This window comes from Algoriphagus sp. NBT04N3 (assembly GCF_019443765.1).
GTDB lineage: Bacteria > Bacteroidota > Bacteroidia > Cytophagales > Cyclobacteriaceae > Algoriphagus > Algoriphagus ornithinivorans.
In genome coordinates this window covers 4,456,652-4,476,317 of sequence record NZ_CP048415.1, presented here as the reverse complement: position 1 = coordinate 4,476,317, position 19,666 = coordinate 4,456,652, and the positions used below count along the sequence as shown (strand labels likewise).

The following is a 19,666-nucleotide window of genomic DNA, read 5'->3' as shown; positions in this document are numbered from 1 at the left end:
TTTCAATCATGAAAGCAAAAACAATTAAAGGAAATTCATTGGACGAAATCAGTCAGGCCCTTGAAGCCTCTCTTTCAGATGGATATATGCCTACCTTAGCCATCGTATTTCTATCCATCAAGCAGGATCGGGCAGCTATTTGCCAACTATTAGAGCAAAAAGACATCAGTATTTTCGGAGCAACCACTGCAGGAGAATTTATCGATGGGGATATTGGTGAGGAGTCCGTGGTAATTATGCTTTTGGATATGAAAAAAGAATATTTCCACTGTGTACACTTTGAGACTGGGGATGAGAATATTTTGGATGTAGCCAAGAGAGCGGGAGAATTGGGATTGAAAACCTTTAAAAACCCAGCCTTCATTATTGCTTCAGGGGGTATCAGTACCGATGGAGAAATGATCATCAAAGGAATAGAAAATGCCGTAGGTCCAGAAGTCACCATTTTTGGAGGTATGGCGGGGGATGATTTTACCATGACAGGAACTTTTGCCTTTACTAACGGCCATTATGATATCACAGGGATCGTAGTATTGATTTTAGACGAGGACAAGATTTCTATTGCAGGGTTGGCTACAAGTGGCTGGCAACCTGTAGGTACCGTTAGGACCATCACCAAGAGTGAAGGAAATACTGTTTACACCATTGATGATGAACCCGCACTCGATGTGGTCATCAAGTATATGGGCGTCAATAAAAACATCGATGAATGGAAAGAGGTCATCGTGAATGTGGGTTCGGAATTCCCTATGCAAATCCAACGGGAAGGAACAGAGCCTGTAATTAGAGCCCCATTATTCGCCAACAAAAACGATCGGTCTTTAGTCTGTGCGGGCAGTGTTCCGCAAGGCTCTAAAATCCGATTTTCGCTAGCTCCGGATTTTAATGTCATCGAAAAGGTAGTAGATGAATGTGAGGAAGTGAAAAAAAATGAACTTCCAAAAGCTGATGCCTTGATTATGTTTTCGTGCAAAGCCAGACACCTTTCTCTTGGCCCGATGGTCAGCGACGAAATCGACCAAGTCAAAAATGTTTGGGATGCTCCTTTAGCTGGATTTTTCAGTTATGGTGAAATGGGAAAATCAACCAAAGGCAAACACGAATTTCATAATAACACCTGCTCATTAGTCGGACTATCTGAGAAATAACTATTAGAAAAAAGAAAAGGGAGGAAAACCTATCGAAAAGAGCCCTCTTTTTTCTTTAGAATCATTTTATGAATAAAAATATTCAGACAATTTTGGAGTTGATCTCCCAGTCAGAAAAGCTTTCCCAAGAAGAAAAGGAGCAACTGAATCGCTCCGCAAAGGGTCTAGAAAGGGATCTTAGCATCGTTGAGTTTAAGCTCGATCGCTCTGAAAAGATGCGAAGGACTACCTCCATACTTTTGGAAGAAACTATCGAAGAATTGGATAAAAAAAGGCAAGCCGTAGAAAAGCTTGCCTTGATCTCTTCCAGACAGGCATCCCTCGAACGAATCAGAGCGGAAATCGCCTCTATGCGCAAAGCTGAAGATTTGGAGGAGATTTCCCCGCTGATTTGGCAAGAACTATCCAAGCTTAAAGTTCCCTACATACGATGTGGAATTTTCATTGTAGAGGAGGAAAATCACTTAATGCATGTATTCCTAAATACTCAGGATCAACAATCAATCGCTGTTTTACATATTCCTTTTGATGCAACAAGCTTGACTCAAAACGTACATACCTTTTGGAAAAAGCAAGAACGCCATCAGGAAAAGTGGAGTGAAACGGACTTTATCAATTGGGTCGAAAGCTTAAGTGAAAAGGGATTTATTTCTTCTCAAAAAGACTATGTTGCCGGGCCTGTTCCTAAACAACTCATCCTTGAATTTTTTCCATTCAAGCAAGGAATGCTTTATATCGGAAATTCAGAGTCTCTTTCTACGGAGAATGAAGAACTCTGCCAAACTTTGGCAGGTAACTTTTCGGTAGCCTATGATCGGTATGAAGATTTCACTAAGCTAGAAATAGCCAAAAAGAATGTTGAAATCGCATTGAAGGACCTCCGGATTACACAAGACCAATTAATTCAGCAGGAAAAACTTGCTTCTTTAGGCCAGCTTACTGCCGGTATTGCTCATGAGATCAAAAACCCACTGAACTTTGTCAATAACTTTTCGGACCTCAGTATAGAATTGGTTAACGAGGTTTTAGAAGAGATCAATGCGGCCAAAGCCTTTAACAATACCCCCAAAATGTCGGCGAGATTGGAAGAAATGACCGATCTGCTACACACCATCGAAATCAACCTCAAAAAAATCTACGAACATGGGTCTAGAGCTAACGAAATTGTGACCTCCATGCTTCAACATTCAAGAGGCGGATCCGGTGAAATGAAAAAAAATGATTTAAATGAATTGATTGGCGAGTTTTCGAATCTTGCCTTTCATGGTATGAGAGCTGGCAAAGACCCAATTCAACTCGAACTAATTCTCGAACTAAAACCAAATCTTCCTAAAGTACCACTGATCAAAGAGGACTTTTCCCGAGTCATCATTAACCTCTGTACCAATGCCTTTGATGCCTTAAAAACAAAGGTCAAAGAACATGCATTAGATTATAAACCTTGTCTTACCATTCGAACTCGGTCAGACAAAAATTCAGTCTTTCTCGAAGTAGAAGACAATGGTCCAGGTATCCCTGAGAAAATTTTAGACAAAATTCTTCAACCCTTTTTTACTACCAAACAAGGAAAAGAAGGAACCGGGTTGGGACTGAGTATTTCTCATGATATCATAAAGGCCCATAGGGGGCAACTCACTATCGAAACCTTGGCTGGAAGAGGAACCAAATTTATTATAGAATTACCTATGACCTGAACGCTAAATCACTTTTGAATAATATAAAATTTCGAAGAACAGACTCTGTTCGAGTGTGATTGAGATTGTTCTTAACTACTAAATTCTGAGAATTATGGCACATCCAAAAAAATCCCTTTTTCACGCTCCTCGCATAAGCCTTGCTATTCTCCCGCTTTTTTTAATGCTGATCAGCTTTTCCACATCCGCCCAAATCAATTCATCTAAAGGCGTACCTAGTTATACCAATTATGTATTCGGGGGTAATTCTTTGGCAGGGCAGCAAGTCTGGAATGTCAATCAAAATAAAGAGGGCTTTCTCTTTGTAGGGACTAGCTCAGGCCTACAAAAATTTGATGGTAAAAATTGGAATCTTTTAGCCTCTCCAAGTACAGAATTCAATACCAATATTCGATCCACGCTCTCGGCATCGGATGGAACTTTTTATTATGGTGCCTTAGGGGATTTTGGAACTGTTGTTTCGGATTCCACTGGCAAAATCAAAGAACGGTCACTTTTAAAAGGCTACCCCGCTGATTTTATTTTTAACGATATCTGGTCTATCCGAGAGAGCAAGGGAAAAATTTATTTCCAGGCTAGAGAGGCAATTTTCGTTTATACTCCTCCAAATGGGAATGGAATACCGGATTCCATTAAAGAAAAAATTTTTCAGCCTTTCTTTACTACCAAGCCAACAGGCTCAGTAACTGGTTTAGGACTTTCTCCTTCTTACGATATTATCAAAGCGCATGGAGGGGAGTTGAGAGTCATAAGCGAAGAAGGAAAAGGAACAGAAATGAAAATTACACTTCCTATCCACAAGGATTCATGATCTCATTTTTTCGTAAAATCCGCCAGAAACTCTTAACCCAAAATAGAGTCACGAGATACCTAATCTATGCCTTGGGTGAGATATTCTTGGTGGTCATCGGGATTTTGATAGCGCTACAGGTCAATAACTGGAATGAGGAGCGAAAGGAGCATAAAAAAGAGCGAGAGCAATTGTTTTTCGCTTTGGAAAACCTGAAAACAGATTCGATCAGCATCGATAGTATCAAGTCACGAACAGATAAAATCCTGGCTGTTCACCACAACCTTATATTACTTTCAGAAAATAAAATAACTGACGAAGCGGTCGGAAACTTGGACCTGATCCGGGCTTCAGAACCCAATATTTTAATTATCAAAAAGAATAATCCCAACCTGCCCAATGAGGTAAAAGATCAGGAATTGCGGAGGATTCTTTTAGATCATTATCTGCTCATTGATTGGCTGGAATTCACTATTTTAAATCATAATGAAATCATTGAAGTCATGGTAAGACCATTTCTCGCGGAAAAAAAGCTGCTGAATTTTGGTCAGCAAATTGAAACCGATAGACAGAAATTTGAATTGATCAATGACGAACGATTTTTTGAAGAGTTTAAAAATGAAGAAATCAAGCAAGTTTTATTTGAATCAGGGATAAAGCTGAGAATAATGCGATCAAACATTGAAAGTTTCGCTCAAAAGAATGAAGATTTAAAAAAAGCTATCATGTCATATCTCAATAAAAATTGATTCCCTATTTCCGAAAAATTCGAAAAAAACTGCCCTAGCAAAATCGTATATACCGCTATCTGGCATACGCGATAGCAGAAATATTATTTGTGGTCAAGGAAATATTGGTAATTCTTTAGGTATACTACCGGAATGAAGTCACACCATCTGAAATGCTGGGATTACATTTTAGAATTAAACGGGTAAGTAAAAATTAAATTTTTACTAAAACACAGAAAAATGAAAACAGAACTTTGTAGATCAATTCAGGAGAGAATTCTCCCATTTTTAGTATTTCTGGCAATTTTGAGTTGTGAGTCCAATACAGCTACAAGTCCTAGGACACCCCAATTTAACCATGTGTATTTGCATGTATCAGACATGGATAGATCATTGGATTTTTATACCTCAGCGTTCGATTTGGAAGTGACCAAGCACATAAAAAAATTAAAGCGAACCTTGGAAGATGGCCAGACGGTAGAACAGGAGATCAATTTGGCTTTACTAAAATTTCCGGGACATTATTTCGCTTTGGAAATTGGAGAAACACTTGATTCTCTTCCCAATAATACTAGGGCCAACTATGCACATGTGGGGATAGAGGTAGAAGATATTGAGTCAGCAAGTGAGCGAATTATTAAAGCGGGAGGATTATCCTCTAGACCGATTACGCAGGTGGAAACGGAAAGCATACTAGCTAAAACCGCTTTCTTCACAGGTCCAGATGGAGAAACCATAGAACTCATGCAAATCATTTCAGGTAATTTTCAATTATGAAACGAATCCTTTCCGCCCTCAAAGAAAAATGGCCAGAGTATATACTGGAGATTATCGTACTGGTCATTGGTATTTTTATTGCCTTTGAATTGAATAATTATGGCGAAAATCAAAAAAGAAAAAAGGTAGAAATTGAAATCCTGAAAGGATGCAGGGCAGAGCTTAAAACAGACCTAAAAGATATCAATCTCAATATTAATGATTTTAAAAAATCACTTTTCGCGTTAGAGACCTTTATCGACTTGTTGGAAAATGATGGACAATATCATGATTCTCTGGCAGCATTATTTAACTATACATTATTACCCATTCATTTTGTGCATTCTACCAGTGCCTTTGAAACCCTTAAGTCTAAAGGTTTGGATATCATATCCAATCCGGACATCCGGACCAAACTTGTCAAAGTTTATGATTCACAGTATGATTTTTTTCTCCAAGCCGAATCAGAGGAATTGGATGAAGTCCATTATGGGTTGAGACATATATTTCCCGGAAGGTTTGAGTCTGGGTTAAACTTTCCAAAATCGAATTTTGACGGAGAGCTAATTCCACTGGATTTTGAGGCATTAAAAAGTGACATTGAATTCCTATATTTTATCAAAACTCAAAGAAACAGAACTCAATCCTACTTGGATTACTTTTATGCTAATTTGAAAGAAGACGTAGAGACCATGATCAGCGACCTGGACACAGAGCTTAAACGTCTTGAATAATGAACATCTAGAAAGGCCGGGTTTGATCTTGAACCCGCGATTCCTGTCAGTTAGGCAAAGCCTTTTTCGTAGCTAATCAGTCAAGACAAAGATCAATGTGTAGCAATTTCTAATTGAAGTAAACCACATACATTAGTAATACGCTAATAATCAGGGATTTTTTAGTATCTTCTCAAGAAAATTTTGCTCTATTGATCTCATTTTTTAGAAAAATCCGTCAAAAACTCCTGCAGCAAAACAGGGTTACCCAATACCTAGCATACGCAATAGGAGAAATATTTTTAGTAGTCATCGGAATATTGATTGCTCTACAAGTGAATAACTGGAATGAAAGCAGGAAATCAAGAAATTTTGAGCAAGAGATTCTTTCACTCATTGATCAAAATCTAAGTCGAGACTCTAGCGTGATTGCTGCGGAGCTACAAAAAGCTCTCATTGCGAATGCGACCACTGATTCCATTTTAGATCAGGTGGAAAAAGGAGTTTTTGAGGAAAATCTCTATGTATGGATGGCAAAGGTCATCAGGTTTGAGAGGTTCAAGTCTCAATCCAGTGGCTTTGAAGTTTTAAAATCCAAGGGGATTGATGTGATTTCAGATAAGGATCTCCAAATCGATTTAATCAACTACTATGATGAAGTCCTATTCCGTCTAAATCAGGCCATATTGGATGTGGAAAATTCATTCAATGTAGATTGGATTCCAGTGGTCAAAAGTGAATTCTATGATTTTGATTATGAAGACAGATTGGAACCCAGAAATCTGGAGGATTTTTTTAAAAATCCTAGTCATATAGTTCTCTTCAAAATGTTTCAGGATAATCGAGAGGGCTCAATTAGCAGAATGGAAATTGCATTAGCTGAAATTTCCAGCTTGAGAACATCCATAAAAAATCAGCTGAAATGATCTCCTTTTATCGTAGAATCCGCCAAAAACTTCTGCAGGAAAATAGGATCACCCGCTATTTAGCCTATGCATTAGGAGAGATTGTATTGGTTACGATTGGAATTTTGATCGCCCTTCAGATTAATACCTGGAAAGAAGAACGAAATGATCATAAAAGAGAAATTTCCTTTTATCAATCAGTTTTGATTGATCTTGAAAGTGATCAGCAAAGATTAGAAACTCAAACAAAATTTTATCAAAACAGAATTGAAAACCTTACCTGGTTACTCAAAGAAATAAGACAGCCTAATGAGGCAATTAATCCTGGGGATTTTGGAAAACACACCGAGCCTCTTTATTACAGCGAGTCCGCGATTAGCTTTGATACTAGCTATGAAGCTGCCAAAAGTGCTGGATCAATTGCTGCTTTTTCAAATAAAATACTATTGAAACAACTGGTAGAATACTATTCCAGTTTTCAGGAAATCGAAAACGTACTGACCTCCACTCTAAGATTTATTGAAAGCACTTTTGAACCACTGATGGCAAGTTTACCGAATAACTTTTTGGATAAGGAAAGCTCAGACCAAGTCTTGATCAGTCAGGGCAATCAAAACTTTTATCTCCTATTAGAATCAATCGAAGACCTAAGACCCTGCGTATCCCCAGAGGAACTCAAAAAATTTCTAAATCAACCGGAATTTGAATCCTATGTGGTCGCGGATTTGGGCAGGTCTTTTAATATGATAAGCAAACTGGATAGTAGAATTACACAGTTACAGTCCATTCAAAAAGATATAAAGCAATATCTTGAAAACTAACACCCTTCCAAAACTTGTATTTTTTCAATAAAAATATAAATGAGCCAACTTATTTTTTGTCAAATTAAATTGAAAATCAGACACATATATAGTGGTTTGTAAGCTGTATTTTGTATTTTAAAGCAACCAACTTTTATTTTCCTAAGCCACTTAGCCTTTTACCAACAACAAAGGCAATTCAACTAAACATAAAATCAGGCACAAACCCCAAAGTTTTCCCCACACCATTCACTATTGGATATAAAAACTCCAACAAATATGGGTGAATAGGAAGCTCTCGGGATCCTGCTTGAAAATCTTTTTAGACATAAAAAATGATAGATATTGATGCTTCGAGGGAAGCTTCGGCCTTGAAAGTTTACCATAAATTTTGGGACAGCTATATCAAGGGGAATATTCCCATTTTTTCCTCCACCCTGGATGAGGATTTTGAGATGATTGGCACCTCTGAAACGGAGGTGTGCCACAATAAGGCTGAGGGTATAGCTTTTTTTAAAAATCAGATCGAGGAGATTGTAGGAAAAGCAGAGATGAGAAACAGAAACATCATTACTAAAGCCATTGGGGAGATGTTTTTGACCATAGAGAATTGCGACATCTACGTGATTTCTGAGCCAGAATGGGCTTTTTATTCCAAATTAAGGATTTCCACATTGCTTCACGAGACGCCCTTAGGTTGGAAAGTGCTCCACCAACATGGATCACTTCCGGACATGAAGGTTGAAGACGGGGAAACCATGGCCCTGGAAAAGGTCTCTCAAGAGAACCTTGAACTTAGACAGGCAGTCAAAAGAAGAACTGCAGAACTGGAGAATAAAACCAAGGAACTGGAAATTGAAGCTGCTCTTGAGCGCGTTCGGGCAGTAGCTATGAGTATGAAAAAGCCTGATGATATGCTGGATGTTTGTCAAATCATAGCTGATCAGTTGAATGCTTTTGGAGTGGAGCAAATCCGGAATGTTCAGACTGCCATCATCGATGAAGTAAAGGGGCATTACCTCTGCTATCAATACTTTCCAGCCTATAAAAAAACGGCAATAGAATTAACCGAGTATTTCAAAAGTCCGGTAGAACATGAAATGGTTCGGCAAATGTTGGCTTCCAAAGATGGACATTTTATCGGGAGCATTCAGGGAAAAGAACTCCAGGAGTTTGCGGCCCATAGAAAAGCAGAAAATCATTTTTCAGACCCACTATTGGACCAATCTCAGGAACTGAGTTATTGCTTTCTTTCTATTGGGAAAGGTGGTTTGGGTCTTTCGCTTTATCATGCATTAAACCAGGAAGTTCTGCACATATTCAAGCGCTTCCATCAGGTATTTACTCTGTCGTACAGGCGCTTTCTGGATATTCAACAGGCAGAGGATCAGGCCCGGGAAGCTAAGATTGAAGCGGCGTTGGAGAGAGTTCGCTCCAAGAGTTTGGCTATGCACCAGACCAGCGAATTGCAATCTGTCATTCATACCGTTCATGAAGAATTGCTTCGCTTGGATCTCTCAATTTTCGGAGGCTCATTTATCGTGATCAACAGTGAACTGGATACAGAACTCAAGTGCTGGGGAGCCGGGGGCACGGCCGAAACTTCTGAAGAAATTCATATTCCCCGCTTTGATAAGCCTTTCTATACCAACCTGCTTGAAAGAGTTAAGAAAGGCCCCAGTTTCTTCACTGAGGAATTTACCTTGGAAGAAAAAGTCGAATTTTTCACCTTTTTGTTTAATCACCCACCTTGGTCTTCGCTCAGTAACAAAGAGAAAAAACAGACCTTGGAAACCAAAGGAGGATATACCCGATCCTGTGTGGTATCTGAACATACCAGCATTTTTATCATCAATCATGAAGGTGTTCCTTTTTCGGAGGCGGATAATGCCATACTGAAACGTTTTGGGAGAGTATTTGAGCAATCTTATACCCGGTTTCTAGATCTTCAAAAAGCAGAAGCACAGGCTAGAGAAGCTCAGATTGAAGCGGCTCTTGAAAAAGTGAGAAGCCGAAGTATGGGCATGCACAACAGTGGGGAACTTCACGAAGTCATCAAGGTGGTGTATGAGCAGTTTCGAGCGCTGAAAATCCCAATTGAGCATACGGGATTTATCATGGACTATAAAAATCGGGAGGACATGAATATCTGGTTGGCTGATGAAAACCAAGTACATGCCCAAATCACTTTTCCCTATTTCGATTCTCCACATTGGAATAGTTTCCGGGAAGCAAAAGCCAATGGCAAGGACTTTTTCACCAACCTCCTTGACTTTGAAACCAAAAACCGCTTTTACAGAAAGCTCTTTGACTACATTCCAGACTTACCTCAGGAAACCCAGAAATTTTATTTTTCTCAACCGGGTCTTTCCATCTCTACAGTACTGATGGATAATGTAGGGCTCTATTTCGAAAATTATACCACTACCCCATTTACCCAGGAAGAAAACCAGATCCTAAGACGTTTTGGGAAGGTATTCCAGCAAACCTATACCCGATTCCTTGATCTTCAAAAAGCAGAAGCTCAGGCAAGGGAGGGGCAAATTGAGTTGTCTTTGGAAAGAATTCGGGCTAGGGTGACTTCCATGCAAGAATCCACCGACCTATTAGATATTATGGTCAGTATCCGAAGTGAATTCGTATCGTTAGGCCACGAAGCCCAATATTTCTGGTACATGCGCTGGCTACCTGACAAATATGAGAAAGCCATGACCTCTGGAGATGGAGCACAGGTAGGCATGGTCATGACCTTACCTCGGCATATTCATGGAGATATCCCATTGGTTGCCAATTGGGAACGAGGCAGTGAACCTACCCTGATTTTTCCGATGGATATTGACACCGCCATGGACTATGTTCAAAAAATGGTCTCTTTAGGCGATTTTGAAAAGGTAGACCCAAATGCCCCAACCATGGATGATATCAAGCATATTGGAGGGCTCACTTTTATTATGGCAAAGACATCTCAAGGAGAAATCGGCTATAGTTTACCCGGATATGTGCCTAATCCTCCTGAAGAAGCTGTAAGCACCTTGACCCGATTTGCTGGTGTTTTTGACTTAGCGTACAAGCGTTTTGAGGACTTGAAAAAGGCAGAAAAAGATTTAGTGGCGATAAAAGCAGCAAAGTCCAAAGCTGAATCTGCTTTGAAAGAGCTGAAAGCTGCTCAGGAACAATTGATTCAGCAGGAAAAACTGGCGAGCCTAGGACAGCTGACCGCAGGTATTGCTCATGAGATTAAAAACCCCTTGAATTTCGTGAATAACTTCTCTGAGTTGAGCAAGGAACTGATAGAGGAAGTTTTTGAAGAGTTGGAAAAGCTTGATGAATCGGATATCAAACAAGAAATCATGGATATTTTAACAGATGTCCAAAGCAATCTAACCAAAGTTCATGAGCACGGTAGCCGTGCAGATGGGATCGTAAAATCTATGCTGCAGCATAGTAGGGGAAGTGCTGGAAAAACAAGCGCAATCCGAGTAAACGAATTCGTAAAAGAATTTAGCAATCTGGCTTTCCATGGTATGAGGGCGGGAAAAAATCCTATCAACGTCAAACTGGATTTTGATTTGGATGAAAATGCCGGAGAGGCAACACTCGTGATGGAGGATTTTTCAAGAGTTATTTTGAACATCGCAAACAACGCCTTTGATGCGATGCGTGACAAGCAGAACTCTACCAAAAACGGGGAATATCTACCTAGTCTGAAAATCAAAACAAAACGACTGAAAAACAAGGTGCTGATCAGTATCCAAGACAATGGGCCCGGAATTCCTGACGGAATCAAAGACAAAATCTTACATCCCTTTTTTACAACAAAAAAAGGTACCGAGGGAACAGGCCTTGGCCTGAGTATTACCCATGATATAGTAAAAGCTCATGGGGGAGAAATTAAAATTGAAAGTGAAGCCGGCGATGGAGCAAGTTTTCTTATCTCATTACCCATAAGCTAATACCAGATGGAAAGATCGAAGAAAGAACTATTGGAAAAGACCTACCGGGAATTTATGAAGGTAGGATTAGAGTCCAATGAGCCCAATCTATTAGAGGGACTGGTAGATGAGAACGTCATGGGTTTTGGTACCGCAATGGATGAGAAAATCCTGGGCATTGAGGAGTTTAAAAAACTGCTGAATAATCAAAAAATCCAAAGTGAGAGTTTGGACATCACATGGAGGAATGAGCCGGTTCATCGATTTATTTCTGAAGATGAAAATTCCGCGGTCTTTGCAGAAAATATTTATGCAACCATCAAAACCGGTGAAGAAGCGGTAGAAATGTATATGCGCTTTTCTACAGTATTGAATTATTCTGGTAAGCAATGGAAAGTAGTTCATTGGCATGGATCAAAGCCTGAGGAAGTAGTGAGTGAAAAGGATACCTGGGGGATTGACATTTGGAAACAAAAGACTGAAGAGCTAGAAAAACTCGTCAAAGAAAAAACCGCCGATTTACTGGAAAAAAACAGGGAATTAGAGATTGAAGCGGCTTTGGAGAGGATTCGGGCGCGGACTATGGCTATGCAGTCCAGTGACGAGCTAGCAGCTACTGCTTCCTTATTATTTCAAGAATTGCAGAGTCTTGGAATTAGTACCTACAGCTCTGGATTTACTATTTGGGACGAAGAACAAAAACATCTTATTTCTTGGATGTGCAATGCGGATGGATCCATGAACCCTCCATTCAGAATACTCATAGAGGAAAACGATTGGCACAAGCGCCAATTTGAATCTTGGAAAAAGGGGGAAAGCTTTTTAAAGAAAGACTTTTCAGGAAAAGAGATGCAGGACTATTTCAAGTATTTGCATTCCTTCCCAATGCTCAAAAAAGCATTTCAAAAATCAATGGATGCAGGATTTCCTTTGCCAGAAAGGCAAATCCACCATGTGGCAAATTTTGCTTCTGGCAATCTGTTATTTATTACACTAGAACCCCTATCAGGGGCCCAGGCTTTATTTCAACGATTCGCCAAGGTATTCGAACAAACTTATACTCGCTTTCTCGATCTTGAAAAAGCAGAGAACCAAGCACGTGAAGCACAAATAGAGACCTGTCTTGAGCGCGTGCGCTCTGCTTCTTTGGCTATGCATCAAACTGACGAGCTAGCAAATGTCGTGAGTGTACTTTTTTCACAATTTGCAGAGCTGAAACTCGAATTCTATCAAGTCTGGATAAATATTTTTATGCTGGAAGAAGGGGTTTCGAATTGTTGGTTTTCCCCAGTTGAAGAAGTCATAGACGAACCATATACTGCGATTGTCCCCTTAGCACCTTTTGAAGACTCATCCATCAAAAGCTGGAGAGGCGGTGAAAAATTTTCTTACCTGTCTTGGAAAGGCAAGAAGGAAGTTGACAAAATTATGGACGAGTTGAGCAAGATGACAGGCCATCCGAGCTTTAAGCAAATTCAGAAAAAGAAAAAGATGAATCGGATGGAGGTCATTGACTGCAATCATAAGTATGGCGTTGTAGCATTGGCTAAGAATAGCGATATCACCGAAGAAGACCACTCAATTCTCCTGCGATTTACCAAGGTTTTTGAACAAGCTTACATACGTTTTCTCGATCTTGAAAAAGCAGAATTCCAAGCACGTGAAGCCACAATTGAAGCAGCATTGGAGAAGGTCCGTTCAAGATCACTTGCCATGCACAAAAGTGATGAATTGAATGAGGTAGTAGCTGTGCTTTTCGAAAAATTGAAAGACTTAGAAATACCTTTTACAGCTGTTGGAATCGCTACCGGTATTGAAGATTCAAAAGACCTCAATGCATTTGTTTGTGGACAGAATGAAGGAGGTTTGGTCATCACCAATTATCGTCTCCCCTACTTTGAGAATCCTGTACCGAAAGATTTATACCATGCACTGGAAAAGCAATTGGATTTTTTTGAAGGACATTATTCTAAAGAAGAAAAAGATGCTTTTTATCATCATTTAATTGAGCACACTGAAGAATTCAAGCAATTGCCGGAAGATATCCTTCAGATGATATTCAATAGTGAGGCCTATTGCATTTCCATGATAGCAGTCAAAAATGCTGTGTTCAACATCAATGATTTTGAAGGGAAGTCCTTAGCCCAACATGAAATTGATACCATCAAACGATTTGCAAAGGTTTTTGAGCAAGCCTATACCCGATTCCTAGACCTCCAAAAGGCAGAAGCTCAGGCAAGGGAATCCGAAATTCAATTGGCCTTAGAAAGGGTGCGCGCCAGATCCATGGCTATGAAAAGTACGGATGAACTGCATGAGGTACTTAGTGTTTTATTCCGACAATTTGACCAGCTCGGAATTCATCCTATGAATGTTTTTCTAAGTCTTTTTGACCGGGAAAATAGAACACTCACCTATAGGGCTTCCGGAAAGTCAAAACACAGACAACCACAAAAGCAGGTTGTTCATGTAGATAGTATGGAAGAGTTAAAAGGGATTTATGATAAGTTTATTAATGACAAATCCGACTCGGTAGAAGTTATTTTTTATTCCAAGGAAGTCCTTCCTCAGGTTTTTGAAATATTCTCTGAAACCTTTGATGCGATGCCGGAGGATGAAAGAATGAAGCTAGAGTATTTCCCAGATGGAGGCTATTCCATGGCAGGCTACACACCCTTTGGTTACTTGGGCTACGACCATTTGCGACCTGCTTCTCCCGAGGAAAAAGAAATCTTGTCTCGCTTTTGTAAAGAGTTCACAAGAGTCTACCAACGCTTTTTGGACATTCAAAAGGCGGAAGCCCAAGCCCGAGAAGCTCAAATTGAGGTTGCACTGGAACGGATTCGTGCCCGTGCAATGGCCATGCATCATCCGGATGAATTGTCTGAAGTTTTAGCCTTGATGTTTGATCAATTAAGCCACTTGGGAGTCGATGCACATTGGACCCATTTGACACTGATCAACTTAGAAAATAACACATTTATCTATCGAATGACGAGCAAGGATGGTAAGCCTGTGCATGCCGAACAGGTAGTGCAACTCGATGCGATGGATACATGGTCTCATACTGTGGAAACTTTTAAATCTCAAAACCCTGAAACAATCACTCATATCCACTTTTCACCAGATGTGCTGCCAAGAGTTTGGGAATTGTTTGACGGAATTTTCTCATCCCTACCAGAGGAGTCAAAGATCAACCCGAATGACTTTCCGAATGGGATTCACACAACTGAGGCAAATTGCAAATTTGGATACTTGGGAATCAATCAATCCCGAGAAGCAACAACAGAAGAGAAAAAAATATTAGGCAGGTTTGGCAGTGAGTTTGGCCGTTTATACCAACGCTATCTGGATATTGAAAAAGCACAAAAGCAAGCCCGTGAGGCTCAAATCGAAGCATCCCTGGAGCGTGTAAGGGCGAGAGCCATGGCCATGCACCAAACTGATGAGTTAACTGATGTGCTCTGCGTTCTATTTGATCAATTCGACTTACTAGGAATCAATCCGGTATTGACTCATTTGACTTTATTTGATGAAGCGAATGAAACCTTTAGCATCAGGCTGACGACCACCGCTGACAATGGCGTAGTGGCAGAACAGCTAATCGATATTCATGCCATTGAGGCTTGGAATCAGGCCTTTGCCCAATGGAAAAGCTGTGAGCCCAATTCGGTAAATACCATTGATTATGCTCCAGAAGACCTCCCTTACCTATGGGAATTACTATCTGAAGTGATGAGTGCTTTGCCAGAGGGTCACAAAATAAACCCTGAAGACTTCCCAAATGGACTTTTTACCACTCAGGGTCATTTCCAATTTGGCTATCTGGGTTTCAACCACTCCCGCAAAGCCACTGAGGAGGAAAAAAATATAGTCAGTCGCTTTGCCAGAGAATTTGGTCGAACTTATCAGCGCTTTTTGGATTTGGAAAAAGCTGAAGCACAAGCAAAAGAAGCTCAAATTGAGGCGGCTTTGGAAAAAGTAAGAAGCAGATCCATGGGTATGCAAAACACCATGGAAATGCAATTGGTAGCCAATGAAATGCGGGAGCAATTGCTGGCCTTGGGAGTTCCATTGGACGCCATGGCTATGAGCGGGGTAATTGAAAACGACTCGGATTACGATGTCTGGGTAGGAGGAGCTATTTCAGAAAAGCCCCTTCGAATCACCCACAGCAGCGGTACCCAAGTCCAACGCGAATACAATCAAGTCATCAAAGAGCGACCAGAACTCTTTATGAAAACCTATTCAGGTAAAGTCATGAAAGAGTATTACCAACAATTGTTGGACACCAATTCCTTCAATCCGGAAATAGAGAAATTCATGAAGGAAAGTTCTGCGTTTACGACGACTTTAACTTTCATGAAAAACTCAGGATTACAAATCCTCCGGTATACTGATGAGCCCTTTTCTGATAGTGATAATCAAATCGTCATCCGTTTCGGTAAAGTTTTCGAGCAAGCCTATATAAGGTTTCTGGACTTGCAGAAAGCAGAAGCCCAAGCCAGAGAAGCTCGAATTGAGGCAGCCTTGGAGAAAATCAGGTCTCGGACCATGGGCATGCAAAGCAGTGCTGAATTACCCGAAGTAGCCAATTTGCTTTTTTTGGAAGTCCAGGCATTAGGGATCCCCGCATGGAGCTGTGGGTATAATATTCTGGCTGAGGATAAAAAAACAGCTACCTGCTGCATGAGTAGTGAAGGAACCCTTCAAACCCCATTTCAGCTTCGCCTTTATGGTGAGGCCTCTTTCGATGAGATGGGTGAATTCATTCAGAGTGACGATACAATGTTAGTTCAGGAACTTGGAGGTAAAGCCTTGGAGGAGCACTATACATACATGAAATCATTCCCGGACCTGAAACCCACTTTTGACGAAATTGAAAGACTTGGGCTTTCGCTGCCCACCTATCAGATCAATCACTTGTGTAAATTCAACCAAGGGTTTATTCTATTCATCACCTATGAAAAGGTGCCCGATTCACAGGATATATTCAAAAGGTTTACCAAGGTTTTTGATCAGACATATACCCGATTTCTGGATCTTAAGAAAGCGGAGAAACAAGCTCAGGAGTCCAAAATTGAAGCCGCTCTTGAACGGATACGGTCCAGAGCTATGGCCATGCAAACGTCCGATGAGTTAAAAGAAGTAGCTCTGGAGCTGCGTACACAAATGGGGATGCTGGGCCAGAAAAATCTCGAGGTGTGTGCCATTCATCTGTACGACCTGCATCCAAACCATTTTGAGTCTTGGGGGGCCATGCATCCACACGGGAGTGAGAGTGAAATTATGCAATCCATGGCTATTTTTCCAAAATCCGGAAGCCTGATCATTGAAGAAATGATGGACTATTATGCATCGGATCAGTCGGACTATGTTCTGGTCAATGAAGGTAAAAAATATAAGCAGTGGTTTGAACTGATGAAAGAGCATGCTCCGGAGATATACTGGCACCTTTCAAAAGCCAAGGCTGATACTTCAGGAGACAAATTGAAAGCCTATTGGGCCATGTCGGAGTTTTCAGGCGGAGCGTTGATTATGGTCACCTATTCTTATCCCGATGAGGATTCCAGAAACCTTTTGCGCAGAACAGCGAACGTTTTCGGCCTAGCCTACAAACGGTTCAGAGATCTCAAGAGAGCTGAGGAACAGGCCCGGGAGGCGCAAATTGAAGCTGCGTTGGAGCGAATCCGATCCCATTCCATGGGTATGCAAAGCGCTGCAGATTTTGGGGTGGTGACTACTGAGATGTTTGACCAACTCCGGAATTTTGGGGAAGATTTATTCGCGGCAGGGATAGTCTTTTGCGATAAGCATGAAGGCCATGTAGAGCAATGGCACAGTATTCCGGGTGGAGGTATGCTCAGCCCGTTTATTGTCCCCATCGATTTAGACTATATTCATCAATATCGATATGATCAGTGGAAGGCGGGAAAAGAATTGTTCTCTATCGAAATTCCCGGTGATTTTATTGAGCAACACTTCAAGGATATTTTTGATCTTCCTTCCGCTCAAGTGGCTATAAAAGATCTTGAATCAAGAAATGCTCCCATGCCAGCCGCCCCGCCTTGGGAAATTGATTACGGAGCCTCCTTTAAAAACGGCTATATCCTAATTTCCTCACTCAAGTATCTGGAAACAACCGATATACTCCCTCGTTTTGCAAAGGTTTTTGAACAAGCCTATACCAGATTTCTCGATCTCCAAAAGGCTGAAGAGCAAGCAAGAAATGCTCAGATAGAAGCGTCTATGGAGCGGGTCAGAGCAAGAGCGATGTCTATGCAGAAACCGGATGAATTGGTGGATGTGGCGACTCTTCTCAGAAAAGAAATGGGGCTCCTGGGAGTTGAGGAATTGGAGACCAGCTCCATCTACATCCACCATGCAGATGAAGAAACTACAGAATGCTGGTATGCTATCCAGGATGATAAAAAACTGATTTCCGACTACATGACTATCCGCTTGGAGGATACATGGGTAGGAAGAGAAATGCTATCATTTTACCAATCAGGCTCTTCCAAAACCTCCATAAAGATGCAGGGCCAGCACCGTACGGAATGGATATCCTATTGTGCAGAAAAGTCACATCATTTCAGTATTCAGGAGTTTTATGGAAACCAAATTCCGGAGCGAACCTACCATCTCTACAAATTCAGTCAGGGATTTATGGGAGCCGCATCACCTGGCGAAATTTCAGACGAAAGTTGGAAGCTTTTGAAAAGGGCTGCCAGCGTTTTCTCTTTGGCCTACACCCGATTCAGTGATTTAAAACAAGCGGAAGCCCAAGCGCGGGAGGCTCAAATAGAAGCTGCTTTGGAGCGGGTTAGATCCAGAACCATGGGAATGCAGCGATCTGAAGAACTATCCGAAACAGCCTCAGTATTATTCGAACAGCTACAAAATTTGGGAGTAACCCATGAGCGAATCAACATCGGGATTATTAATGAGAAAAATCAAACGATTGACTTCTGGATAACTGCTCAAGGCGGCAATAAACTGGACAGTAGATTTTCGGGTAGAATCACAGAGGAAACCACGCTCTCCAAAGCCTATCAGGCTTGGAAAAAAGGAAAAAAATCCTTGGTAATAGACCTTCAGGGAAAAGAATTGGATCAATGGCTTCAATTTATGAAGGAGGAGATCAGAATCCCATTTAATCAAAAATACCAACACAATCGACGGGTACAGACTGTAGGATTCTTTTCCAAAGGTATGTTGGTAGTCACCAGTCCCGAGCCATTATATGAAGAGGCGCTTTACCTACTTGAAAAATTTGCTGGAGTTTTTGATCTGACCTATACCCGATTTACAGATTTAAAGATCGCAGAGGCGAATGCAGTTCAGGCAGAAAAGGATTTGGAAGCAATTAAACTGGCAAAATCCAAGGCTGAATCGGCTTTGAAAGAGCTGAAAGCTACCCAGGAGCAACTGATTCAGCAGGAGAAGCTGGCGAGCCTGGGACAGCTGACGGCCGGCATTGCCCATGAGATCAAGAATCCATTGAACTTCGTCAACAACTTTTCAGAATTGAGCAAAGAGCTGATAGAAGAGGTTTTTGATGAACTAGCAAAGTTAGAATCATCGGATATCAAAGAGGATATTATTGACATCTTAACGGATGTCAAAAGCAATCTCACCAAAGTACATGAGCACGGAAGCCGGGCTGATGGAATAGTCAAATCCATGCTGCAACATAGTCGGGGCGGTGCAGGAAAAGCCTCTTCCATCGGGATAAATGAGCTGGTTAGAGAATTTAGCAATCTGGCATTCCATGGAATGAGGGCAGGAAAAAACCCTATAAACGTAAATCTGAATTTTGACTTAGACGAAAATGCCGGAGAAGCAACCCTTGTCATGGAGGATTTTTCAAGAGTCATCTTGAATATTGCCAATAACGCCTTTGATGCAATGCGCGATAAACTGAATTCCTCAAACAACGGGGAATATCTTCCTAGCCTGGATATCAAAACTAAGCGGCAGAAAAATCAGGTATTGATCAGTATTCAAGACAATGGCCCCGGTATTCCAGATGATATCAAAGACAAAATCCTCCAGCCCTTTTTCACTACCAAAAAGGGCACTGAAGGAACAGGGCTAGGCCTCAGTATCACAAATGATATTATCAAAGCCCATGGTGGTAGATTGGACATTCAATCACAACCAGGACAAACCATTTTCAACATCCATTTAAAACTTTGAC

10 protein-coding genes are annotated in these 19,666 nt (G+C 40.9%); all 10 read left to right on the top strand.

All coding sequences use genetic code 11. The features are described 5' to 3' along the window. The first annotated feature begins 8 nt into the window (after positions 1–8). The 10 genes from GYM62_RS19455 (at position 9) to GYM62_RS19410 (ending at position 19,665) form a co-directional block, all read left to right on the top strand. Positions 9–1,148: an FIST signal transduction protein gene (locus GYM62_RS19455; protein WP_219957626.1), complete on the top strand. Its 1,140-nt coding sequence runs from the start codon at positions 9–11 to the stop codon at positions 1,146–1,148. Positions 1,149–1,216: 68 nt separating this feature from the next. Further along, complete coding sequence (locus GYM62_RS19450; protein ID WP_219957625.1) at positions 1,217–2,842, top strand: sensor histidine kinase; 1,626 nt, start codon at positions 1,217–1,219, stop codon at positions 2,840–2,842. A 94-nt stretch (positions 2,843–2,936) separates the two neighbouring features. Then, positions 2,937–3,653, top strand: coding sequence for an ATP-binding protein (locus GYM62_RS21215; RefSeq protein WP_370627646.1), 717 nt, complete (start codon positions 2,937–2,939; stop codon positions 3,651–3,653). Further along, entirely contained in the window at positions 3,650–4,381 is a 732-nt protein-coding gene (locus GYM62_RS19440; protein WP_219957624.1) for a DUF6090 family protein, read from the top strand. Before GYM62_RS21215 ends, GYM62_RS19440 begins: the two co-directional genes overlap by 4 nt. 219 nt (positions 4,382–4,600) lie before the next feature. After that, positions 4,601–5,137, top strand: a complete 537-nt coding sequence (locus GYM62_RS19435; protein WP_219957623.1) for a VOC family protein — start codon at positions 4,601–4,603, stop codon at positions 5,135–5,137. Further along, positions 5,134–5,850 carry a DUF6090 family protein gene (locus GYM62_RS19430; protein WP_219957622.1) on the top strand — a complete coding sequence of 239 codons (717 nt, stop codon included), beginning with the start codon at positions 5,134–5,136 and terminating at the stop codon, positions 5,848–5,850. The genes GYM62_RS19435 and GYM62_RS19430 overlap by 4 nt, the downstream gene beginning before the upstream one ends. Positions 5,851–6,041: 191 nt before the next feature. After that, positions 6,042–6,755 carry a DUF6090 family protein gene (locus GYM62_RS19425; RefSeq protein WP_219957621.1) on the top strand — a complete coding sequence of 238 codons (714 nt, stop codon included), beginning with the start codon at positions 6,042–6,044 and terminating at the stop codon, positions 6,753–6,755. Next, positions 6,752–7,555, top strand: a complete 804-nt coding sequence (locus GYM62_RS19420) for a DUF6090 family protein (protein WP_219957620.1) — start codon at positions 6,752–6,754, stop codon at positions 7,553–7,555. The genes GYM62_RS19425 and GYM62_RS19420 overlap by 4 nt, the downstream gene beginning before the upstream one ends. A gap of 314 nt (positions 7,556–7,869) precedes the next feature. Continuing rightward, entirely contained in the window at positions 7,870–11,487 is a 3,618-nt protein-coding gene (locus GYM62_RS19415) for an ATP-binding protein (protein ID WP_219957619.1), read from the top strand. Between the two features lie 6 nt (positions 11,488–11,493). Beyond that, positions 11,494–19,665: an ATP-binding protein gene (locus tag GYM62_RS19410; RefSeq protein ID WP_219957618.1), complete on the top strand. Its 8,172-nt coding sequence runs from the start codon at positions 11,494–11,496 to the stop codon at positions 19,663–19,665. Position 19,666 lies beyond the last annotated feature (1 nt).

Bases quoted from the DNA above. Each gene is read 5' to 3' on its own strand.
- GYM62_RS19410 (WP_219957618.1), top strand. From the start codon at position 11,494: ATGGAAAGATCGAAGAAAGAACTATTGGAAAAGACCTACCGGGAATTT.
- GYM62_RS19440 (WP_219957624.1), top strand. From the start codon at position 3,650: ATGATCTCATTTTTTCGTAAAATCCGCCAGAAACTCTTAACCCAAAAT.
- GYM62_RS19455 (WP_219957626.1), top strand. From the start codon at position 9: ATGAAAGCAAAAACAATTAAAGGAAATTCATTGGACGAAATCAGTCAG.
- GYM62_RS19420 (WP_219957620.1), top strand. From the start codon at position 6,752: ATGATCTCCTTTTATCGTAGAATCCGCCAAAAACTTCTGCAGGAAAAT.
- GYM62_RS21215 (WP_370627646.1), top strand. From the start codon at position 2,937: ATGGCACATCCAAAAAAATCCCTTTTTCACGCTCCTCGCATAAGCCTT.
- GYM62_RS19415 (WP_219957619.1), top strand. From the start codon at position 7,870: ATGATAGATATTGATGCTTCGAGGGAAGCTTCGGCCTTGAAAGTTTAC.
- GYM62_RS19435 (WP_219957623.1), top strand. From the start codon at position 4,601: ATGAAAACAGAACTTTGTAGATCAATTCAGGAGAGAATTCTCCCATTT.
- GYM62_RS19450 (WP_219957625.1), top strand. From the start codon at position 1,217: ATGAATAAAAATATTCAGACAATTTTGGAGTTGATCTCCCAGTCAGAA.
- GYM62_RS19430 (WP_219957622.1), top strand. From the start codon at position 5,134: ATGAAACGAATCCTTTCCGCCCTCAAAGAAAAATGGCCAGAGTATATA.